At 40.6% G+C, this 21376-nt stretch carries 21 protein-coding genes; 18 read left to right on the top strand and 3 right to left on the bottom strand.

Annotated features, from left to right (window positions below; all coding sequences use genetic code 11):
* Window positions 1-36 precede the first annotated feature (36 nt).
* Window positions 37-2406, bottom strand: coding sequence for a bifunctional diguanylate cyclase/phosphodiesterase (locus PSR9079_RS19235; RefSeq protein ID WP_149982890.1), 2370 nt, complete (start codon window positions 2404-2406; stop codon window positions 37-39).
* 249 nt (window positions 2407-2655) lie between these two features.
* Between PSR9079_RS19235 and pyrC the strand changes: the two genes are divergently transcribed.
* From pyrC to PSR9079_RS19280, 9 genes are all read left to right on the top strand, one after another.
* Window positions 2656-3708, top strand: a complete 1053-nt coding sequence (gene pyrC / locus PSR9079_RS19240) for a dihydroorotase (protein ID WP_149982891.1) — start codon at window positions 2656-2658, stop codon at window positions 3706-3708.
* 322 nt (window positions 3709-4030) lie between these two features.
* On the top strand, window positions 4031-4240 hold the full coding sequence (locus tag PSR9079_RS19245) for a cold-shock protein (protein ID WP_145241558.1): 210 nt from the start codon (window positions 4031-4033) through the stop codon (window positions 4238-4240).
* 912 nt (window positions 4241-5152) lie between these two features.
* On the top strand, window positions 5153-5923 hold the full coding sequence (locus tag PSR9079_RS19250) for a DUF3450 domain-containing protein (RefSeq protein WP_149982892.1): 771 nt from the start codon (window positions 5153-5155) through the stop codon (window positions 5921-5923).
* A 6-nt stretch (window positions 5924-5929) separates the two neighbouring features.
* Window positions 5930-7294 carry a MotA/TolQ/ExbB proton channel family protein gene (locus PSR9079_RS19255; protein WP_149982893.1) on the top strand — a complete coding sequence of 455 codons (1365 nt, stop codon included), beginning with the start codon at window positions 5930-5932 and terminating at the stop codon, window positions 7292-7294.
* Window positions 7294-7818, top strand: a complete 525-nt coding sequence (locus PSR9079_RS19260) for a MotA/TolQ/ExbB proton channel family protein (RefSeq protein WP_145241564.1) — start codon at window positions 7294-7296, stop codon at window positions 7816-7818. Before PSR9079_RS19255 ends, PSR9079_RS19260 begins: the two co-directional genes overlap by 1 nt.
* Window positions 7819-7832: 14 nt before the next feature.
* Entirely contained in the window at window positions 7833-8237 is a 405-nt protein-coding gene (locus tag PSR9079_RS19265; protein WP_054205753.1) for an ExbD/TolR family protein, read from the top strand.
* Window positions 8237-8854, top strand: coding sequence for an energy transducer TonB (locus PSR9079_RS19270; protein ID WP_149982894.1), 618 nt, complete (start codon window positions 8237-8239; stop codon window positions 8852-8854). The genes PSR9079_RS19265 and PSR9079_RS19270 overlap by 1 nt, the downstream gene beginning before the upstream one ends.
* Before the next feature lie 11 nt (window positions 8855-8865).
* Window positions 8866-10125, top strand: a complete 1260-nt coding sequence (locus PSR9079_RS19275) for a tetratricopeptide repeat protein (protein ID WP_149982895.1) — start codon at window positions 8866-8868, stop codon at window positions 10123-10125.
* Between the two features lie 62 nt (window positions 10126-10187).
* A complete protein-coding gene (locus tag PSR9079_RS19280; RefSeq protein WP_149982896.1) occupies window positions 10188-11240 on the top strand; it encodes a hypothetical protein in 1053 nt (350 codons plus the stop codon).
* Between the two features lie 16 nt (window positions 11241-11256).
* On the opposite strand, the gene PSR9079_RS19285 is transcribed toward PSR9079_RS19280, so the two are convergent.
* Together PSR9079_RS19285 and PSR9079_RS19290 are read right to left on the bottom strand one after the other, a co-directional pair.
* Window positions 11257-11601, bottom strand: a complete 345-nt coding sequence (locus PSR9079_RS19285) for a TraR/DksA family transcriptional regulator (protein ID WP_149982897.1) — start codon at window positions 11599-11601, stop codon at window positions 11257-11259.
* A gap of 71 nt (window positions 11602-11672) precedes the next feature.
* On the bottom strand, window positions 11673-12629 hold the full coding sequence (locus PSR9079_RS19290; protein ID WP_149982898.1) for a tRNA-dihydrouridine synthase: 957 nt from the start codon (window positions 12627-12629) through the stop codon (window positions 11673-11675).
* 214 nt (window positions 12630-12843) lie between these two features.
* On the opposite strand from PSR9079_RS19290, the gene PSR9079_RS19295 reads away from it, so the two are divergent.
* From PSR9079_RS19295 to PSR9079_RS19330, 9 genes are all read left to right on the top strand, one after another.
* Entirely contained in the window at window positions 12844-13350 is a 507-nt protein-coding gene (locus PSR9079_RS19295; RefSeq protein WP_149982899.1) for an HvfA family oxazolone/thioamide-modified RiPP metallophore, read from the top strand.
* An 87-nt stretch (window positions 13351-13437) separates the two neighbouring features.
* The gene (locus tag PSR9079_RS19300) at window positions 13438-14292 is read left to right on the top strand and encodes an HvfB family MNIO-type RiPP peptide maturase (protein WP_446441367.1); all 855 of its coding nucleotides are present in this window, start codon (window positions 13438-13440) and stop codon (window positions 14290-14292) included.
* A gap of 1 nt (window position 14293) precedes the next feature.
* On the top strand, window positions 14294-15043 hold the full coding sequence (locus tag PSR9079_RS19305; protein WP_149982900.1) for an HvfC family RiPP maturation protein: 750 nt from the start codon (window positions 14294-14296) through the stop codon (window positions 15041-15043).
* A gap of 73 nt (window positions 15044-15116) precedes the next feature.
* Window positions 15117-15239, top strand: coding sequence for a hypothetical protein (locus PSR9079_RS24175; RefSeq protein WP_257325665.1), 123 nt, complete (start codon window positions 15117-15119; stop codon window positions 15237-15239).
* 137 nt (window positions 15240-15376) lie between these two features.
* Window positions 15377-15922, top strand: a complete 546-nt coding sequence (gene apt / locus PSR9079_RS19310) for an adenine phosphoribosyltransferase (RefSeq protein WP_149982901.1) — start codon at window positions 15377-15379, stop codon at window positions 15920-15922.
* A gap of 3 nt (window positions 15923-15925) precedes the next feature.
* The gene (gene dnaX / locus PSR9079_RS19315; RefSeq protein WP_149982902.1) at window positions 15926-18292 is read left to right on the top strand and encodes a DNA polymerase III subunit gamma/tau; all 2367 of its coding nucleotides are present in this window, start codon (window positions 15926-15928) and stop codon (window positions 18290-18292) included.
* A 55-nt stretch (window positions 18293-18347) separates the two neighbouring features.
* On the top strand, window positions 18348-18674 hold the full coding sequence (locus PSR9079_RS19320; RefSeq protein ID WP_149982903.1) for a YbaB/EbfC family nucleoid-associated protein: 327 nt from the start codon (window positions 18348-18350) through the stop codon (window positions 18672-18674).
* 8 nt (window positions 18675-18682) lie between these two features.
* The gene (gene recR / locus PSR9079_RS19325; protein ID WP_149982904.1) at window positions 18683-19291 is read left to right on the top strand and encodes a recombination mediator RecR; all 609 of its coding nucleotides are present in this window, start codon (window positions 18683-18685) and stop codon (window positions 19289-19291) included.
* Between the two features lie 170 nt (window positions 19292-19461).
* Window positions 19462-21363 (top strand): MFS transporter, encoded by a 1902-nt coding sequence (locus PSR9079_RS19330; RefSeq protein ID WP_149982905.1) that lies wholly within the window; start codon window positions 19462-19464, stop codon window positions 21361-21363.
* Window positions 21364-21376 lie beyond the last annotated feature (13 nt).

A 21376-nucleotide genomic window follows, 5' to 3' on the forward strand; every position in this document is an offset into this window, starting at 1 on the left:
AAAGCCTTGATTAATCAAGGCTTTTTTTTATGGTTGTTAAAGTGGTTTATCAATCAATAAAATTGCTTGATCGGCGGGCAGGGGTTTAGCTTTTAAGAAGCCTTGGCCAAAATCACATTGAGTTTTTTGTAATATGGCGAGTTGCTCTTGAGTTTCAATTCCTTCGGCTACAACATCTAACTTAAGTGATGATGCCAATGACAAAATGGCGTCAACCAATGGCGTGGCGGTGTCTTTAAGGCGGTCAATAAAGCTCTTATCAATTTTTAGCACATGAATTGGCAGTTGGTGTAAGTAACCCAAAGAAGAGTACCCCGTGCCAAAATCATCTAAACATAACTTTACTTTTAATGGCGCTAACCCTTCAATTATCTTAGTTGCTAATTCTAAGTTTTCGATCAAACCTGATTCGGTGATCTCTAAACATAAGGAGCCTAATGCTAGCTCATATTTATTATAAATAGCATGAATTTGTGAGATAAAGTCTATGCTTGCAAAATGTCGTGAGGAAACATTCACTGTCACACGTAAGAAACGTTTACCTTGTTGTTGCCACGCAGCTATTTGTTTTCCTGCCAGATCTAATAAATGCAGGTCGAGATTAATTATTTGCCCAGTGTGTTCTGCTATTGAAATAAAATCATTAGGTGAGACAAAGCCTTTGCGTGGGTGATGCCAACGCACGAGTGCTTCAAAACCGACCACGTTACATTGTTGTATAGCAAAGATCGGCTGATAATATAACTCAAACTCATTATGCTCAATGCCATGCTGTAAATCATTTTCTATATCAGCGTGGCTTTTGAGCTTTTTACGCATGGTGTTATTAAAAAATCTTACTTGGCCACGGCCTGTTGATTTAGCTTCGTACATTGCAGCATCGGCATGCTGTAATAACTGATAGGCTTTGTCGTTTTCGTTTTCACAAAATGCAACGCCAATACTGGTCGAAGCTTGCAGTAAATGGCCATCAATATTAAGTGGCTCAGCGAGGACTTTTTTAATCCGTTTTAGTGCGTCGTTAACTTGGTTTTTGTGAGTGATATTTTCCATAAAAATAGCAAACTCATCACCACCGAGTCGTGCGAATGTATCGGTATTTCGAATTGTGCCTTTAATTAACTTACAAATGGCGATTAAAAAGTGATCGCCCACTTCATGTCCTAATGAATCATTGATGCTTTTGAAACGGTCGAAATCTAGATACAGCAACGCATGATATCGCCCTTTGGGTGTTCGAGTAAGCCGTAAAATGCCGTGCTTAATGCGGTCAATTAGTAAAGAGCGATTAGCAAGCCCAGTTAATTCATCATGCAAAGCACGATGTTCCAGTGCTTGGCGAGATAGTTGTCTGTCGATGGCCATACTAATTTGGCGGCTGACATACGTCAGTAGGGTGCGGTCATGATCATTATAATGGTGAGTTTTATCGTAACTTTGTACCACGATCACACCGCTTATATGATCGCTTACTTTAAATGGTACACCAAGCCAAGATTCTGACTGGCGACCCACCATTTTAAAGTGGCCATCATTTATATGTTGTTGATATTCTTTTTTATTTAATAGTAATGGCTGTTCGGAATTTAAAAGATAATAAGATGCAGTATGTTTTAGTTGCTCTTTTGATATCTTTTTATGGGCATTTGAACGTACTCCTTCCTCGACAATGTAAACAATATCGAGAATATCGATATTTTTGTTGTATAGCCCTACCAAAAAGTTATCAGCGCGCAGCAAGTTGGTCATAATGCCATGCAATGCTTCTAAAAAAGTATCCAAATCATTGGCTTGATAGGTTAAATTTGCTATTTGTAAAAGCGTTCCTTCTAGCTTTTGTGCTGCATTTAATTTGCTTACCGTTTGTTGCAAGTTTTCAACGGTGTTGACCTGATTTATTTTAGCACTGAGCAAATGCGCTACGGTGGTTAAAATTTCAAGATGGGCATCACTAAAATAGTTACGTACCGGATGCTCGCAGTCTATAACTCCTAAAACCTGCTGCTTATAAACTAATGGTACGCATAGTTCAGACATTGCAGGGCGTACATCTGCGATATAACGGCTATCAGTACTGACATCACCAATAATGACTGCACTGCCTGTTGAAGCAACATAACCAGTAATGCCTTGATTAAATGCGATGGTTTTTCGTTCTATGGCATAGTTACTATTAGCAGGAGACACTCCCATTGATGCGACTTCATGCAAGGTTGTAGCACTTTCATCGGCAATATAAATAACACAATCAACAAAACCTAGCCGTTTAACTACTTCAGTGGTGACATAGTTGAATAGTTCATCGAGTTTATCTAACTGTAATAAGCTTGATGAAAACTGATTAATAATACTCAGTTGCTCGGTTTTAGCATCAAGCGCTGAAGATAAGTCTACTTTATTCTGCATATGCCACGCGTGAATATACCGTTTTGTGTCATTAATGAATCTATAGATTAACGGAATGTTAACGTTTAGACAAAGAATAAATAAAATTAGCAAGATATGTACGTAAAGGAAAACGCACGCCAAACTATTGATGATTCAGTGCTTTCATTCTATCCGTTGATAAAAAGCATCAGTAAAAACCGCAATAAAATCTTTACTCAGATAGGGCATATGCATATGATCAACTAAATTCAGCCGAGGAAACAAGTAATGACAAAGCAAGCCTTCGACACTCAGTCAACGTTAACTATCACTCGCCCAGATGACTGGCATGTTCATTTACGTGATGGGGATCAATTAAAAGATACAGTGCGTGATATTAGCCGTTATATGGGACGCGCTATTATTATGCCAAACTTAGTTCCTCCGGCAACCTGTACTGAAACGGCTTTAGCGTATCGCGACCGTATTATGGCGGCTGGACCACAAGGAAATTTTGAGCCTCTGATGGTGCTTTATCTAACTGATAACACGAGCGCGGATGAAATCAAAAAAGCGCATGCCACTGGTAAAATCGTTGCCGGTAAAGTGTATCCAGCAGGTGCGACAACAAATTCTGATTCTGGTGTAACATCAATTAAAAAGATTTACCCAGCATTAAAAGCCATGCAAGAAGTTGGTATGTTATTGCTGATCCATGGTGAAGTGACAGATTCATCGATTGATATATTCGATCGTGAAAAAGTATTTCTAGAGACAATTTTAATTGATGTGGTACAAGACTTCCCAGATTTAAAAATTGTGCTTGAACATATCACCACGAAAGATGCCGTTGATTTTGTAAATAATGCCTCTGATAATGTGGCTGCAACCATTACGGCACATCATTTATTGTATAACCGCAATCATATGCTAGCGGGGGGGATCCGCCCACATTATTACTGTTTACCAATATTAAAGCGTAATACACACCAACAAGCACTTATTAGTGCTGCGACCAGTGGCAGTGCTAAGTTCTTTTTAGGTACTGATTCCGCGCCGCATTATAAAGATAAAAAAGAAGCCGCATGTGGGTGTGCCGGAGCATACACCGCTCATGCTGCACTTGAGTTATACGCGGAAGCATTTGAAGAAGCCGGTGCGCTTGATAAGCTAGAAGGCTTTGCAAGTCATTTTGGTCCAGACTTTTATGGTTTAGCACGTAATACAGATACAGTTACACTTCTAAAGCAACCATGGACAGTGCCAGCAAGTTACCCATTAGGAAATGATCACGTAGTGCCAATTAAAGCCGAAAGCACAATTGATTGGCTGATTAAATAACCATAAAGTCAGTAAAGCACAGCTAAGAAAGGTGTGCTTTTTGTATTAAAATTAATCACTTGAACGGTTTTATTGAGTTGATGTTAAAAGCATTAAAATAATTCTCAATTAATAGAGCTAAAACAATTATATTGTGTTAACCTTAACTTGCTTTGAGTTTTTGCGTATTGAATTTTTTGGTTAATGTGCGGCGTGTAAGGTTTCCGGTTAATGGTTATTACTTCTTCCTGTACTTTATCCCAGCGATTTATTGGGCATTCACTCAGGGAGGATATAGCCAATCTGGCTGAATTTTAATTATTGACTTACAGGAAAATTTGGTATGTCAAACACGGTTACTGGTAAAGTTAAGTTCTTCAACGAAGCTAAAGGCTTCGGTTTTATTGAACAAGAAAATGGTCCTGACGTATTCGTACATTTCAGCGCTATTACAGGCTCAGGTTTTCGCACTCTAAGCGAAGGCCAACAAGTGTCTTTCGGCATCAAGCAAGGCCAAAAAGGCCCTGAAGCTGAGAACGTAGAACTAGCATAATTTTTATTATGTGAACCTAGGTTCAACTTGGTGAAACAGGACTCTGTTTCACCATAATTCCTCTCATCAAATTCTTTTTTAAAATAAATCTTCTACCGCTACTTTTTTAAATTCAATAAATATACACTAAATTCTGAATGCTATTTCACTAGACCAAATGCTGCTCAATACAAGCGGTGTACATCTTTGCGTCCCTCTATAAACTTTTTATACCAACTGTATACAGTTAGTCAGCTACTCAACACCAATAACGATGATGTTTTTAATTAAATTAGTATTTAATTAGATAGTGTTATTTTGCCTCTGATTGCTCATACATAAGTTTGGCACGTTAATAATCGGTATAAATAGGAACAGGGGATATCGCCTCAACATGTTTAATGTGATTATTTCTAATATCTTGATAACACTGGCAGTGACTCTTTGAGTCTTACAGAGAAAACAGGTATTACTTTAGGGCTTAATCATGCGCCACGCTTTCCTTTAAAAGGTCCAGTTGCTAATTTTTATATGCGATATATCCTAGGTTTGGCTGCATAAAAAGGCTTTTTTACTGAATGATTACGCTTATTCGAAATAATTATGAACTTTTTTTAACCCTCTTAGATTACACATAAAATGTTACATTTATGTTTTGTATTTCATGGCTGACGGTAGAACTGTTGTTAGGTAGCGGCTTTCATCCCAGCTGAAAACTCAATGGTGTTGCATTTATGTTAATCCTTTGTTTTTTGTGTTTTAGTTTGCAATGATTGAATTAATTTATTTCGATCTAATTCCAAACATCAAGTTGACAGCATGCATTGCATTTAGCATTATTGGAGGGTTGATATCTATTAAAAGATATCAGGGTTGTCTCCTTCGGGAGGTAATTAAATTATAAAAGTAACATTACTTAATTGGTTGGGAACTATGTCTGTTAAAATCAGAAAGAGTCTTGTAGCAACTGCGTTGGTTGGCGCTTTTGCATTCGCAAGCAGCAATGTGATTGCAGATCCTTTGAATGACGTGCAAAAAGCAGGTCTACAAATTCAAACGGCTGCGGTTAAGTCTCAAACTAAAATTGACAATGTATATGGTCAAACTCAAGAGCTATTAGCTGAGTACCGTAGCGTTGTTGATGAATCTGAGCTATTGAAAGTATACAACGATCACGTTGCACGTTTGGTCGCTGACCAAAATGCACAAATTGAATCGTTTGACCGTCAAATTGCTACGATCGACAACACAAAACAAAACGTTGTGCCTTTGATGTATCGCATGATCGATACGCTCGAGCAATTCATCAAAGCGGACGTTCCGTTTAACAGTGACAATCGTTTGGCGCGTGTTGAAAGATTACGTGAAACAATGGTTTCTTCTTCTGTAACGACTTCAGAGAAGTTCCGTCAAGTATTAGAAGCATACACAATTGAAGCTGCATACAGCTCTTTAGTTGCTGCTTCACAAGGTACTTTAGAAGTTGATGGCAAGAGCATTAACGTTGATTTCGGCCAACTTGGTCGTATCACATACGTTGCTCAATCGTTTGACTTAAAACACGCATGGGTATGGGATAACAACACTAAACAGTGGAAAGAATTAGGTGATGAATACCTAAAACCTGTTAAAGAAGTTATTCGTATGGCGCGTAAGCAAGCGACATTAGAACTTGTTAAACTACCAATCTTTGGCGCGGAGTAATCAATAATGAAGAAACTATTTAAAGGTTTTGCTGTTGCAGCAGTACTATCTGTTTCTGCAGGTACCGCGCTTAATGCACATGCAAATACTTCTGCTTTAGATAAAATTCTTGAGCAAGTAAAGCAAGAGCGTATCTCTGAAGGCAAAATCAATAAGCAACGTGAACAAGAGTTCTTATCAGATCGTGCTGATAAGCAAGCGTTACTTAATAAAGCAAAAAGCCAATTAGCGGCTGAAAAGTCACGTGGTGATAGCTTAACAAAGCAATATGCGCAAAACGAAACTACCTTAGCTGAGAAAGAGGCTGCTCTTCAAAGTGCACAAGGTACGTTAGGTGAAATGTTTGGTGTTGTACGTCGTGCTGCGCAAGATGCAATCGGTTCAATCGAAGCATCTCTTGTTTCTGCTGAAAAGCCAGGCCGTGCTGAAATCTTACGTTCATTAGCTGCTGCTAAAGAGTTACCAACAGTTCGTGAACTTGAAGAGCTTTGGATAGCGCTACAAACTGAAATGACTGAGTCAGCTAAAGTTTCTACTTTTGAAACTGAAGTTGCAGGTCTTGACGGTAACGCAACAGTTAAGAAAGTAACCCGTATCGGTAACTTCAACTTAGTAACAGACGATGGCTACTTAATCTATTCGCCTGAAACTAAATCGATTCAGCCTTTAGGTAAACAACCTGATGGTTATATCCTTGCTGGTATTAAAGACTTAGAAAATACGTCTTCTGATAACTATGCTGGTGTATATGTGGATCCGACTCGTGGTGCTATCTTACGTATCAATACACAAAAAGCGACACTTGATGAATACTTCCACCAAGGTGGCGTAGTTGGTTACATCATCACTGCGTTATTAGGTTTAGGTATCTTAATCACACTAGTACGCTTTATTGACCTTACTCTTACTCGTAGTAAGATTAATAGTCAGCTTAAAAACGTGTCTACACCGAATACAAATAACCCATTGGGTCGTATTCTTAAAGTGTACCATGACAATAAAACACAAGATGTTGAAAACCTTGAGCTTAAACTTGATGAAGCGATTCTCCGTGAAACGCCACGCATTGAAGCTGGTATCAATATCATTAAAATCCTTGCTGCAATCGCGCCGTTACTTGGTCTACTAGGTACGGTAATCGGTATGATCTTAACGTTCCAAACAATCACATTGTTCGGTACAGGTGATCCGAAGATCATGGCAGGTAACATCTCTCTAGCACTTGTAACTACTGCGCTAGGTCTAATAGCTGCATTACCACTTATTCTTCTTCACGCTGTTGTTGCGGGTCGTAGTAAGTCGGTATTACACATCCTCGATGAGCAAAGCGCAGGTATTATTGCTACTCACGCGGAGAAGGAGAAAGCCTAATGCTAGTCCTGATGGAGATCTGGGAATCTATCAGGGATTTTGTTGGCACAGGCGGCCAGGTTTTATACGTGGTCGCGATAGCACTCTTTCTTATGTGGGTTTTAATGATTGAGCGCTATTGGTTCCTACTTGCAGAATTTCCTCGTTTATCGTCGGAAATTGTAGCAAAGTGGGATGCCCGCCAAGACACTACGTCTTGGTACGCACACAGAATCCGTGAAGCATGGATTTCTGAAGCGTCTGAAAAATTAGATCAGCGTATGTTGTTGATTAAAACATTAGTAGCTGTTTGTCCTTTAATTGGCTTACTTGGTACAGTAACAGGCATGATCGCGGTTTTTGAAACCATGGCAAGCCAAGGTACAGGTAATGCACGTTTAATGGCATCAGGTATTTCAATGGCAACAATCCCAACAATGGCTGGAATGGTTGCGGCATTATCTGGAGTATTCTTTAGCTCACGCCTTGAGGCAAGAGCGAGAATGGTGAAAGCCAAGCTTGTTGATAGTATGCCTCATCACTAGAGAGAGAATTAAATATGGCACGTAAACAACGTTTTCGTGAAGAAGAAGATGCAACGGTAGATATGACACCGATGCTTGACATCGTATTTATCATGCTTATTTTCTTTATCGTAACTACATCGTTCGTTAAAGAGGCTGGTATCGAGGTCAATAAACCAAAAGCGGCCCAAGCTACGAAGCAAAAAAATGCTAACATTTTTATTGCAATTCGTGACAACGGCGAAATCTGGATTGATAAACAGCAAGTTGATGTTGAACGTGTTTCAGCAAAAATCGAAAGTTTATTAGCAGAACAACCTACTGAAGTTGTAATTTTGCAAGCTGATAAAGATGCAAAACACGGCGTAGTGGTTAAAGTTATGGACCAGATCAAAGCGACGGGCGACAACCTGAGAATTTCAATAGCTGGAGATCAGTAATGATTCGTTTTCTGTTTTCACTGATTGCAGGTGGGGCAGTTACTTTCGGCTTGTTCTACTTCATGGCCTTCCTCATCTCTGGTGGGGCTGACCGTAATACGGAACAAAAAGAGCAGATCATAGTCGAAATTATGACGAATCCGCCTGAATCTAAGGTGCAGGAACGGAAGCGAGTACCGCCTCCGCCGCCTCCACCGCCAAAGCAGCCGCCTAAACCGCAGCCGCCACAGCCGGAAAATAACAACCCAAATCCTGGTGCTATGTCATTTAACATGCCAAGCATTGATGTGGGAAGTTCGGCAGGTGGTCTAAGTGGTCCAGGGGCATTCGGACGAGACGGTGATGCGACACCAATCGTTCGTATTGAACCAAAATATCCAACACAAGCAGCACGTGATGGCAAAGAAGGTTGGGTACAACTTTCATTCTCAATCGATGAATTGGGTGGGGTTACTGATGTTGAAGTAATTGACGCAGACCCTAAACGTATTTTCGATAGAGAAGCTAAACGCGCCTTGAGCAAGTGGAAATACCGTCCTAAAATTATTGACGGTAAGCCACAAAAGCAAGTTGGTTTACAAGTTCAGCTAGACTTTAAAATTAACCAAGGCAATTAAGGAGGCAAGTAATGAGAAATTTATCTAAAGTAACAGCACTTGCGGTACTTATGTCTTTCTCGGGTGCAGTATTTACTGCACCGGTTCTAGCAGCGCCAGATCCCGCGAAAATTGAAGCGCGGAAGAAAGCAAAAACTAGAATCATGGGTGAGCGCACTGGTAAAAAAGTTATAAAAGCGTTTGACTTGTATAACGAAGAAAAGCTTGATGAAGCTATCGCCATGTTGAAAGAAATCGATGCTTCTGATGATTTCGACAAAGCAACCGTTAACCGCTATTTAGGTAGCATGTATGGCCAGAAAGAGCAGTACAAAACTGCGATTGGTTACTTACAATTAGCTGTTGCCCCTGATGTTTTGAACTTTGCCGATCAAGAACAAAGTTTAAAAACATTAGGCGATATGTATGCTGGTACTGAGCAGTATGAAAAAGCCAAAGATGCTTATGTTGCATGGATGGACTTTACTGGTGAAGAAGATGCAACGGTTTATACTCGTATAGCCCAAGCTAACTATCAGTTAGGTAAATTCCGTGATGTTTTTACACCAGCTGATAAAGCAATTAAACTTCAAAAAGAGCCTAACAAAGGCCCTTACCAATTAAAATTAGGTTCTTACTTTGAGCTTAAAGACTATAAAAATATGGTCAAAGTTGGTGAAGAAATTGTTCGTATCTGGCCAGATGATAAAAAAGCATGGGTAAGCTTAGGTAAATACTACCTTCAGACGGAAGACTATAAAACTGGTCTTGCAACGATGGAAGTAGCTTACAAAAATGGTTATTTTGAAACTGAAGTTGATTATAAAGTTTTGTCTAACTTTTATTCATTGAATGAAATTCCTTATAAAGCCGCTAAGGTTTTAGAGAAGTCTATCAATGATAAAATTGTTAAGCGTAATAAACAAAATATCAGCGCAGTAGCCAGTAACTATCATCGCTCAAAAGATATTGAAAAAGCAGCTAAGTACTATGAAGAAGCGGCTAAATTTGATGACGATGCTGAGCTTTATCGCAAAGCAGGTTCATTACTTTTACAATCGCAAAATTATAGTGCTGCCGTTGTTCGTTTGAACAAGGCGCTTGAATTAGGTTCTGATAAGACAGGAACTATTTATTCAGATTTAGCGGAAGCTTATTACTATCAAGAAAAGTATAAGCAAGCTTATGCTGCAATTACTAAAGCAATGGATGACCCTCGCACGCGTAAGTTTGCAAAAGGTTGGTCTGTATTTATTAAAGATAAAGCCGCTCGCAACGGTGTTAAGATTTAACTTTAATTCGCTATAGCAATTTATAAAAAGCCCCTATGGGGCTTTTTTTATTGGATTAACTCATGATAAAACACCTAATATGGATATGCTTCTCAGCACTTTTCTTGAGCGCATGTGGTGATACGAATAATCAGTATCAAAGTAAAGAGCAAGCTCAGCAAGCATTGCAAACACTAAATCAATTTTTAAGACCAACAGGTGAAATTAAACAAGTTAACGAGCAACAGTTTCCATTTAGTGATGCATATTTGAAAGAGCGTCACAGCATATATCAAGCCATGCAAACCTTAGACTTCACTCCTGTCGCGCAGAGTTCATTGGATTATCTTATTATTGCAGAGCGTTTTCCGGAGCGCTATTTTACATGGCCGGTGTATATTCCTGTGCTTGATAATATGCTTGCCTATAACCAACAACACGACATTACTGCAAACATAAACAATTGGCTCAGTTTTACTCAGCAGCAGTTGGTGCTTGCTAAAGAGAGTAAACTTAGACTCAACTCAATTGAGCTTAATGCGTTACAAACGCAGGTAACTAAGAATCTTACTCGCGTTGATCTTCCAGCAAACCTTAAACACACTCTCAACGAGTTTAATGAGTATTTAGCGCTCTATACACCCCGTGGAAGTGTTGGTTTACATGGCTTATCAAATGGTGGGTCTTGGTATCAAAGTAAGTTAAATTACTTCTCAGGCACTACTAAAGCACCAATAAATTGGCTAGTTGCAGTGCAATCTCAGTTGAAGGAAATGCAGCAAGGTGCATACTCTATGCGTTTTGCAGTTGATCATCAGCACTCAGTCCTTGAGCAGCGTTTTGCATTGTCTAAAGATAAGCAAGTTGGCTTTGATTGGGCGCAAAATTACTTGAGCTTAAGGGGTTATGCAGGGCATGCTGCAACACAGATAAGTAATCAAGAGCGTACTTTCTGGTTAGCTATGATGGAAACCGATCTTGGCATCCATTACCATGCTTGGACTGTGCAACAAGCGAAAGTTAATTTACTGAAACGATTAAAAATGACGCCACAACAAGTCGATTATTTAGTGGCTGATATCATTTTTTATCCGGCGCAAAGTTTTGCGTTCGCAACACTTTTAACAACTTCGTAAGCTCGCTTGCTGATTTTTATGACCTTGGCTCGCAGTTGCCGCAGCGCTGCGCTGTTGGATCGGCATTTAGCCGTTGCGAGTCAATTTTTTCTTCACAGTCACAGCAATAACCATATTGGCCGATATCGATTTGACAGACTGCCGCTTCAAGTTGTTCTAAACGTACTATGATATCTTTATATTCAGTGCCAAGTTGCTTCTGCGTAAGCTCTAACCATTGTTCAGGGTTATTTTTGCGCAAGGTTTCAGCTAGCGAGTGATGCAGTAGGTTACATGAACTTGATAGTGTCGTAAGCAAGCACAGCCTTACTTGCTCTAACTCTGTATTAAGTTGTTGAAGGTGATATTGAGCATTGATCATTGTCATTGTCCTCGTTGAGCAATGCTGCAGTATTCATTAATTTAAAAAAGCCGACTATGATGTGTGTCAAATTAAGGTGCGATAGCGTATTTTTTCAAAACATCGGCAACATCTTCTTTTGTTTTAAGGCGTCTGATCTCATCGAACAAAATATCGGCTTGGCTATATTGGCGTTTTAAATAGCCCAGCCACTGCTTAGTACGAGAAGCAAAATATTTTTCATCTTTCGCGGGGTCATGATGTATGGCTGAATGGATCAGATGATAGAGAATATGCTCCCACTTTAAGCCAACATAGTGCTCATCATTAAAGTGTGCTTTTATTTTGCGTGCTAAATCAGGATGCGACAGTGCACCGCGACCAAGCATTAAGTCTTTACAACTACTACGTTGCTGGCAAAGTAGTGCATCTTCTACTTGCCAAATTTCACCATTTGCGACTACGGCGATGTTTTTATCTTTGATCAGTGGTGGAATTTTCTCCCAATAAGCGGGCGGGTTATAACCGTCTCGCTTTGTACGGGCATGTATAGCAATACTATTGGCACCGGCACTAACAACGGCATCAACAATTTCTTGACTGTTACTGTCATCATCAAAACCTAAACGAATTTTAGCGCTTACTTGATGCTCGCTTGGCACGGCATCACGGACTGCTTTAATGATTTCATACATGTGTTCAGGGTCTTTTAACAGCACAGCGCCACCTTTACTGCGATTGACTGTTTTCGCAGGGCAACCAAAATTAAGATCAACGCCGTGAGAGCCAAGCTCAATTACCCTGACAGCGTTTTCAGCTAATGCGTGTGCGACTTGGCCAAGTAATTGGATACGCACAGGAGTGCCAGAACGCGTTAAACCGTTATTATTTAGCTCTGGGCAATAGCGATGAAATACTTTATCAGGCAAGCAGGCATCGATAACACGTACAAATTCAGTGACGCATAAATCAAAACCACCAATTTCGGTGAGTAGTTGGCGCATTTTAAAATCGACAACCCCTTCCATAGGCGCTAAAACTAATTTCATGATAGGGGCACTTTGACTTGATAAAAGGAGACGTAGTTTACCTGTAAATATAACATTGATAAATGCCAATTTTACTCCCATAGTTAACTTCAATTGTTCACTCTTTTGTAGCGTTATTGTAAATAACAAATAAAAAGTTGCGATTAAGTGAAATATTATTTTTGTAGCAAGGTCTACTTAGTACACCCCTTACATGTTTAGAGAGAGTCATAAAATGAATACACTTAAAAAAAATTCAATTGCGTTAACATTAGGCGCGGTAGTTGTAGGCAGCACAAGTTTTATTTCTACAGATGTTCAAGCGAATCCATTTGAATTTCAACAAATGGTAACGGGCTACCAAGTCGATGCTACAGAAGGTAAATGTGGCGAAGGTAAATGCGGTGGAGATGCTAAAACTAAAGACGACAAAGCTAAAAAAGAAGGTAAGTGCGGCGAAGCTAAATGTGGCGCCGATGCTAAAAATGACAAAGCTAAAAAAGAAGGTAAGTGCGGCGAAGGCAAATGTGGCGGCGATGCTAAACATGACAAAGCTAAAAAAGAAGGTAAGTGCGGCGAGGGCAAATGTGGCGGCGATGCTAAACACGATAAAGCTAAAAAAGAAGGCAAGTGCGGCGAAGGCAAGTGTGGTGGCGACGCTAAAAACGACAAAGCTAACAAAGAAGGCAAATGCGGCGGTGATGCTAAAGCTAACAAAGAAGGCAAATGCGGTAGCCATTAATTAGATAAGTTATGTAACCTGCACTTTAGTTAAGTAGTTTGTTTATAAAAGGGCCGCATTGTGGCCCTTTTAAATGAAGGAGTGGATATGACTGTATCTAGTAACAGTGAATTTGGCATGGTAGGGCTTGGGCTGCGCAGAGAAATGCTCGATGAATTATTGACGCAGATACCAAAGCAAATTGATTTTATGGAAGTGGCGCCTGAGAACTGGTTAAAACTCGGTGGTCGCTTTGCTAAGCAGTTTAAGTCACTGACCGATACAAATAATTTTGTTTGTCATGGCTTGTCATTGTCGATCGGCTCACCTGAACCGTTAGATATTGAATTTGTTAAATCCTTAAAAGTCTTTTTCAAAGCACATAACGTTAAGCTTTTTAGTGAGCACCTTAGTTATTGTTCCGGCAACGGCCACATGTATGATCTAATGCCGATCCCATTTACTGAAGCTGCGATTGCCCATGTTGTTGGGCGGATAAAACAGGTGCAAGATATTCTCGAGCAGCAAATAGCTATCGAAAATGTGTCTTATTATGCCGCACCTGGTCAGCAAATGAGCGAGTTAGAATTTACCACTGAAATATTACAGCAAGCTGATTGTAAGTTATTACTCGATGTAAATAATATTTATGTGAATTCGATAAATCATGGTTATGATGCAGAACATTTTTTAGCTAGCTTGCCATCGCAACGTATAGCGTATGGTCATGTCGCAGGGCATTTCAACGAGGCGGATGATTTACTTATTGATACTCACGGCGCTGACGTGATTGACCCTGTTTGGCAATTACTTGACCGTGCTTATCAACATCATGGAGTGTTTGCGACTTTATTGGAACGTGATTTTAATATTCCAGCTATCGCTGAGCTTACCAAAGAGCTGGATATAATTCATCAACTACAAGCCAAGCACGCAATAATACAGCGAAAAGAAAGTGCCTGATATGAATTTTATTGAAACCCAACAAGCGTTTATGGCGCATATTCGAGCGCCAGATACACAACCAAAGCCCGATGACATTGAAGAACGTCGTATGGCGATCTACCGTGATTTATTTTTCAATAATATCAATGGCTTTATTTCCTCAGCATTTCCGGTTCTGAAAACACTCTACAGCGATAACAATTGGTTAAGATTAGTTCGCCAATTTTTTGCTGAACACGATTGTCAATCACCTTATTTTTTGGATATTGCTGGTGAGTTTATTGCGTATTTAAGTAGTGATTACCAATTGCAAGAAATTGATCCCCCCTTTATGCTTGAGCTTGCTCATTATGAATGGATTGAGCTTGATGTCTCGGTTGCGCATGCGGATCCAACTGATTGCATCATTAATGCACCGCTGAGTAATGTGCCTCTTTATATGGGTAGTTGCGCGCGAAATTTAAGTTATCAGTTTGCTGTACAGCATATTAGTGTTGATTTTCAACCACAGCAGCCTAGTGAACAGCCTCATTATTTTGTGGTGTATCGCGATACCGACGACGAAGTACAATTTCTTGCTACCAATGCAATGACCGCATTATTACTGGCGATTATAGATACAACACCGAGTATCAAATTAGCTTCGTTGGTGGAGCAAGTTGCTTTACAAGCGCCGCAATTTACTACAGAACAGCTTGTGCAAGGTGCTACAGCAACATTACATGCAATGGCAGAGCGTGGCGTTATCGTGACAAAAAATCACCCTTAAAGTCTTTATTGATTATTTTACATCGTCTATTATGTGCGCCTTAATTCGTCGCGCTTAATAAAAGGTAGTACCTATGTCAGAAGATAAAGATTTTAAAGATCCGTTTAATGCAATGTATTTTCTTGCATTCTTAGCTGTGTTTGCAGGAATTGGCTGTTTAAATGCAATCCTAGGCTGGATCACCACAGTCTCTTAATTTGGCACTGCTAAATTATAATAAGGCTGTATATAGTGCAGTCTTATTACTTAATTATTTAACTTCTTACCGACAACTCATTTTTGTGATGTTATAATTGTCTGCTTTGTAATATTACAGATAAAACAGTTTAAATTATGACTCAAGTAACTCCATCTATCATTAAAGATAGCATAACTACTATTGCAGATTACCCTAAAGCAGGCATTATGTTCCGTGATGTAACTACGCTAATGGCTAATCCCGCTGCATTTCAAGCAACAATTAATGCATTTATTTCAGCTTATAAAGATCAAGGTTTTACCAAGATTATAGGTACTGAATCACGTGGTTTTATCTTCGGTGCGCCGCTTTCATATGCATTAGGTATTCCTTTTATTCCAGTGCGTAAACCGGGTAAACTACCACGTGCAGTGATCTCTCAAGATTACCAGCTAGAATATGGTGAAGATGTATTAGAGCTGCATACAGATGCTATTGTCCCAGGTGACAAAGTGCTTTTAGTCGATGACTTATTGGCAACCGGCGGTACCATTGAAGCGACCGCTAAATTAGTCAATAAGTTGGGTGGTCATGCGACAGATGCAGCATTTGTAGTCTCTTTACCAGAACTAGGTGGCGAGCAACGCATTGCAAAAATGGGGATTAAAATCCTAAAATTGGTTGAATTCGAAGGCGAATAATTAATGAGTTATCAAGTCCTAGCGAGAAAGTGGCGTCCACAGACCTTTCATGAATTGGTCGGTCAGTCCCATGTGAAACAAGCGCTTATTAATGCTTTAACACAAAACAGACTGCATCACGCTTATTTGTTCACTGGGACTCGCGGGGTGGGTAAAACCACCATCGCACGTATTTTCGCAAAAAGCTTAAATTGTGATGAAGGCATTTCGGCGCAACCGTGTGGCAAGTGTAGCAGCTGTATAGATATCGAAACTGGTCGTTATATTGACTTACTTGAGATAGATGCCGCATCGCGCACTAAAGTTGAAGATACCCGTGAGATATTGGATAACGTGCAGTACGCGCCAACTCGCGGTCGCTACAAAGTGTACCTGATCGATGAAGTACACATGCTTTCAAAGCATAGTTTTAATGCATTATTAAAAACTTTGGAAGAGCCGCCTGAGCACGTTAAGTTTTTATTAGCGACGACGGATCCACAGAAACTGCCTGTCACCATTTTATCGCGTTGTTTGCAGTTTAATCTTAATGCGTTATCGCAACCTGAAATACTCCAACAACTTGAATATGTGTTAGGTGAAGAAAAATTAAGTTTTGAAACTCAAGCCCTGCAAATTATCGCCAAAGCTGCTGATGGCAGTATGCGTGATGCATTGAGTTTAACTGATCAAGCGATTGCTCAAACGAATGGTGATATTAAGCATCAAGCGGTGCAAGCAATGCTAGGGTTGATGGACAACCATTATAGCCAGCACTTGCTGGTTGCATTATTAGCCCAAGACGGCCATGCATTGATGGCGCAAATAGAGCAAGTTGCCACCCAAAACCCAAATTATATTGCTTTGTTAGATGATCTAATTGGCCTTACACATTTAGCACAATTAACCCAATTAGTGCCCGATGCCGCCAAGTTAGATGAATATAATCGCGAGTTTATAAGTGAAGTAGCAAAGAGCTGCGATTCACAACAAATCCAAATTTATTATCAATTACTGCTTAATGGCAAAAAAGACTTACAATGGGCGCCAGAGCCTCGTTTAGGTTTTGAAATGGTTATGCTGCGCTTACTGGCATTTCAACCAGTTGATAGCCAAATGCTTGCAAGTACTGCGGCGCAGGCACCAGCGGCCGATAACAACCGGTCTCGCTCAGCAGCATTGAGAGATATTCTCAATAAAAATAAGCCTGCAACACCACAGCCTGTTGATAACCAAGTATCATTGCCTCAAGCTGCACCGCTAAAAACGGCCGTGAGTGCGCCTGAACAAGTCGTTGCAACAACTGAACACTCTGTAACCGGTGAGCAAACAGCACCTGTCGATACGCAGCCAACTGTTACTACTGCACCACATACAAATTCGGGAATTATGCACGAAGCCGCGCATGGTAATGAGCATGATTCAGATGCTGAGCTTGAGCAACAACTAGTATCCCAATATGATGAGGTAATGAATAACGCAGTGGAGCAGGGCTTTCATAGTGGCTTTGAGCATGCGCCAGAACAATCTTTGCCTGAGCATCAATATAGCGCAGAGCAAACCGCTCCAGCACAAAATAACAGCTCATTCTCTGACTATTCAGATACCACAGATATTAGCCAAAAAGAAGCACAAGCGCAGTCCGCAATTGCACGTATTTTACGAGATAGAAATATTTCTGGTGCAGGTACGCTCTCTGGTGGTAAAACACCTGTGGCGCCATCAACGAATAAACCAGCTGCGGTTGAGCGCGGTACTGCGGTAAAAAAGTCACAGCCCCAGATAACGGGGGCAAGTAGTCAGCCTGAGACTGATGGTTACACGCCGAATATCGCCCCAAATAAGCGTGTGAAACCTGACTTTAAAGAAAAACATCAGACTATTACTGAGAATTTAGCACCGGAATTGCTAGAGCAAATTAATCCACAAAAAGTAGTTGCTGCACCTGAGCCTGAAATAAATATTCAAATACCGGATGATTTTCAAAGCCCGATCAGCGATATTCGTTTTGCACATCAACAAGATGAGTGGGCATACTTAATTAAGCGGATGGGACTTGGCGGGCGGATGCGTCAATTTGCTTTGCATTCAATTTATTCAAAGCAACAACAACAGCTGCACTTAGAAGTGGATGAATCGCAAAAACATCTCGATACCCCGATGTTAAGGCAAAAGCTTAGTGCAGCGCTGGCCAGTATTTACGGGCATAATGTTGAGCTGACAATCAATTTTGCCCCTGGGGTGATAGATTCGCCTTATTTAATTCAGCAAAAGATCGATGCAGGGCGCCATCAGCAAGCAATCGATGTGATCAACGGTGATGAAAATATCGTACAGTTACAGCAGCTATTTTCTGCAATTATCGATGAAAACAGTATTCAGGCATTGTAATTCATTGCAATAGCCCTTATCTTCATGGCAATTAGAAATAGAAAGAGAGAAAGTTATGTTTAAAGGTGGAATGGGTAACATGATGAAGCAAGCGCAGCAAATGCAAGAGCGCATGCAAAAAGCCCAAGACGAAATTGCTCACTTAGAAGTGGTTGGTGAAGCCGGTGCCGGTTTAGTTAAAGTAACCATGCTTGGTAACCACAATGTTCGCCGTGTTGAACTTGACGAAAGTTTGATGGAAGACGAAAAAGACCTTATTGAAGACTTACTTGCCGCTGCGTGTAATGACGCAGTACGCCGTGTAGCAGAAGAAACACAAGAGCGTATGGGTAAAGTAACTGGCGGTATGCAATTACCACCAGGTATGAAAATGCCGTTTTAAGATAAAACATGCAACTTTCAGAGAGTTTAAACCAGCTGATCGAAGCACTACGCTGTCAGCCCGGCATAGGCCCAAAGTCAGCGCAGCGCATCGCGTTTCATCTGCTTGAGCGCGACCGTAAAGGGGGCACTCAACTTGGTAATGCACTTATCAAGGCGATGACTGCAATAGGACACTGTCAATCGTGTCGTACTTTTGCAGAGCAGCCGCAGTGTGAAATCTGTTTAAGCCCCAAACGCCAAGATAGCGGAATTTTATGTGTGGTTGAATCACCTACCGATGTGTTGGCGATTGAACAAACTGGCCAGTATAAAGGTTTGTACTTTGTATTGATGGGACATTTATCACCTATCGATGGTATTGGTCCAAATGAAATTGGCCTTGATATTCTTGAAAGTAAGTTGCAACAAGGTGGGATAAACGAGGTTATATTAGCGACCAACCCTACAGTTGAAGGGGAAACTACAGCGCATTATATTGCCCAGCTTTGTCACCGTTATAAAGTTGATGCATCGCGGATAGCCCATGGTATTCCGGTCGGTGGCGAACTTGATTTGCTCGATGGCATGACATTAATGCATGCATTTAGTGGCCGACGAGTGGTTAGTCAAAATTAGCTCTTAGAAGCGCATTAATTTAAAACCTGCATTAACGTCTGTTATGCAGGTTTTTTGTTTTTATACCTTGGCGGTAAAAGTTTGATCGTAATTTATCCAATAACTGGGTAATCTATTTTTAGTAGCTGGAGTCTTTTTTTCACCAGTTTGGTTAATTTGTAAGGATCACAATGCAAGATAATAAAAAACATCAGCGTGCTTTACTAAAGAGTAAGCGCTTTCTACCGCTTTTTGTCACCCAGTTTTTCTCTGCGTTAAATGATAATATTTATAAACAAGCGGTGCTACTGTTATTGATTTTTCAAACGGCAAATGTTGCCGATGGCGCTTTTTATGCTAACTTAGCGGCAGGCTTATTTATTCTACCGTTCTTTTTATTTTCAGGGATGGCGGGACAAATTGCTGAAAAAAAGGAAAAGTCAAAATTAATCCGCACCGTAAAACTTGCCGAAATTCCGATTATGCTAGTAGGCGCTGTGGCCATTTCAACGCAATCTGTTTGGTTGATGTTAACCACGGTATTCTTAACAGGGTTACAAAGTACCTTTTTTGGCCCGCTAAAATATTCCATTTTACCGCAGCACGTGGCAGCAGATGAATTAACCAAAGCCAATGGCCTTGTTGAATCTGCGACATTTGTGGCTATATTGATTGGCACAACGTTTGGCACGTATTACATTACCCAAACGGTGGGGCCAACGGTCATCTGTGTGGCAATTATAAGCCTGGCGATTATTGGTTATTTGAGTAGTCGCTCTATTCCAATCAGCGCCGCGAATGATCCTAATTTAGTGTTTACTTTTAATATTTTCTCCTCCACCAAAAGCCTATTTAGGGTACTTAATTCACAAACTGAGTCGGTCGGAAAGTCGGTACTTGGTATCAGCTGGTTTTGGTTTATAGGGGCGATTATTTTAACGGCGCTACCAAATTATGTGAAATATGTCATGGTTGGCGATGAGCTGGTCGTCACCAGCGCTTTGGTGGTGTTTTCATTGAGCATCGCAATAGGCTCGCTGTTGTGTGAAAAGTTGTCTCGCTCGCGGATAGAATTAGGTATTGTGCCATTTGGCGCGTTGTTGATCACATTATTTTTGTACTTACTGAGCCAAGAGCCTGCAATGAGCTTTTACCAGCTACCAAGCGAAGAATTATTTACACTTTCACAAATACTGCATACTGGTGACATGTATTGGCATTTTATTTGGATGGCAGGCATTGGCATTGCCTCTGGTTTTTATACTGTGCCATTGTACGCTTTGATCCAACAACGCACCGTTGAATCAAGCCGTTCACGCATTATCGCCGCTAATAATGTGTTAAATGCGTTGTTTATGGTCGCCAGTGCGGTGTTAAGTATTGTAATGCTATCTATATTTGCATGGACGATCCCACAGTTATTCTTGTTACTGGCAGGATTGAATTTACTGATCTCGGTGTATATTTATACCAAGGTGCCAGAGTTCTTCTTACGCTTTGTTGTTTATTTATTGACCATTTGTATGTATCGAGTGCGTACCAAAGGGGATCATAATATTCCTAGTGAAGGCGCAGCAGTATTGGTGAGTAATCACGTCAGCTTTGTTGATTGGATGTTTATTTTAGCGGCATCACCAAGGCCTATTCGATTTATGGTATTTGCCCCCATTTATTATTCTCCCGCGTTGCATTGGTTATTTAAAATGGCCAAAGCTATCCCAATTGACAGTGAAAAATCTAATCCGCAGGCGTTTCAAGAAGCATTTGATGAGGTTGCTAAAGCATTAGATAACGGTGAGTTAGTGGGTATTTTCCCTGAAGGGAGGCTAACTGGCGATGGTTCGATTGATATTTTCCGCCGTGGTATTGAACGTATTATACAGCGTTCACCGGTGGCCGTTATACCTGTCCATCTAGGCGGGTTATGGGGCAGCATGTTTAGTCGTAAAGCAAAATGGCGACTTCCACGACTGAAATGGTCGCTGGTCGCTGTGACTGTTGGCGAGCCTATTGCTGCCAATGCAGTCACTGCAGATGAATTGCGTGAGCGAGTGGTTGCCTTAAAAGAGCAGTATGAAAAAGGTGCTGTTTAATAGCGATTAAACG

The sequence above is a fragment of the Pseudoalteromonas rhizosphaerae genome (assembly GCF_902498845.1).
In the GTDB taxonomy this organism is placed as follows: domain Bacteria; phylum Pseudomonadota; class Gammaproteobacteria; order Enterobacterales; family Alteromonadaceae; genus Pseudoalteromonas; species Pseudoalteromonas rhizosphaerae.

Excerpts from the sequence above, each read along its gene's own strand:
- PSR9079_RS19235 (WP_149982890.1), bottom strand. The coding sequence starts at position 2,406 with ATGCAGAATAAAGTAGACTTATCTTCAGCGCTTGATGCTAAAACCGAG.
- pyrC (WP_149982891.1), top strand. The coding sequence starts at position 2,656 with ATGACAAAGCAAGCCTTCGACACTCAGTCAACGTTAACTATCACTCGC.
- PSR9079_RS19245 (WP_145241558.1), top strand. The coding sequence starts at position 4,031 with ATGTCAAACACGGTTACTGGTAAAGTTAAGTTCTTCAACGAAGCTAAA.
- PSR9079_RS19250 (WP_149982892.1), top strand. The coding sequence starts at position 5,153 with ATGTCTGTTAAAATCAGAAAGAGTCTTGTAGCAACTGCGTTGGTTGGC.
- PSR9079_RS19255 (WP_149982893.1), top strand. The coding sequence starts at position 5,930 with ATGAAGAAACTATTTAAAGGTTTTGCTGTTGCAGCAGTACTATCTGTT.
- PSR9079_RS19260 (WP_145241564.1), top strand. The coding sequence starts at position 7,294 with ATGCTAGTCCTGATGGAGATCTGGGAATCTATCAGGGATTTTGTTGGC.
- PSR9079_RS19265 (WP_054205753.1), top strand. The coding sequence starts at position 7,833 with ATGGCACGTAAACAACGTTTTCGTGAAGAAGAAGATGCAACGGTAGAT.
- PSR9079_RS19270 (WP_149982894.1), top strand. The coding sequence starts at position 8,237 with ATGATTCGTTTTCTGTTTTCACTGATTGCAGGTGGGGCAGTTACTTTC.
- PSR9079_RS19275 (WP_149982895.1), top strand. The coding sequence starts at position 8,866 with ATGAGAAATTTATCTAAAGTAACAGCACTTGCGGTACTTATGTCTTTC.
- PSR9079_RS19280 (WP_149982896.1), top strand. The coding sequence starts at position 10,188 with ATGATAAAACACCTAATATGGATATGCTTCTCAGCACTTTTCTTGAGC.
- PSR9079_RS19285 (WP_149982897.1), bottom strand. The coding sequence starts at position 11,601 with ATGATCAATGCTCAATATCACCTTCAACAACTTAATACAGAGTTAGAG.
- PSR9079_RS19290 (WP_149982898.1), bottom strand. The coding sequence starts at position 12,629 with ATGAAATTAGTTTTAGCGCCTATGGAAGGGGTTGTCGATTTTAAAATG.
- PSR9079_RS19295 (WP_149982899.1), top strand. The coding sequence starts at position 12,844 with ATGAATACACTTAAAAAAAATTCAATTGCGTTAACATTAGGCGCGGTA.
- PSR9079_RS19300 (WP_446441367.1), top strand. The coding sequence starts at position 13,438 with ATGACTGTATCTAGTAACAGTGAATTTGGCATGGTAGGGCTTGGGCTG.
- PSR9079_RS19305 (WP_149982900.1), top strand. The coding sequence starts at position 14,294 with ATGAATTTTATTGAAACCCAACAAGCGTTTATGGCGCATATTCGAGCG.
- PSR9079_RS24175 (WP_257325665.1), top strand. The coding sequence starts at position 15,117 with ATGTCAGAAGATAAAGATTTTAAAGATCCGTTTAATGCAATGTATTTT.
- apt (WP_149982901.1), top strand. The coding sequence starts at position 15,377 with ATGACTCAAGTAACTCCATCTATCATTAAAGATAGCATAACTACTATT.
- dnaX (WP_149982902.1), top strand. The coding sequence starts at position 15,926 with ATGAGTTATCAAGTCCTAGCGAGAAAGTGGCGTCCACAGACCTTTCAT.
- PSR9079_RS19320 (WP_149982903.1), top strand. The coding sequence starts at position 18,348 with ATGTTTAAAGGTGGAATGGGTAACATGATGAAGCAAGCGCAGCAAATG.
- recR (WP_149982904.1), top strand. The coding sequence starts at position 18,683 with ATGCAACTTTCAGAGAGTTTAAACCAGCTGATCGAAGCACTACGCTGT.
- PSR9079_RS19330 (WP_149982905.1), top strand. The coding sequence starts at position 19,462 with ATGCAAGATAATAAAAAACATCAGCGTGCTTTACTAAAGAGTAAGCGC.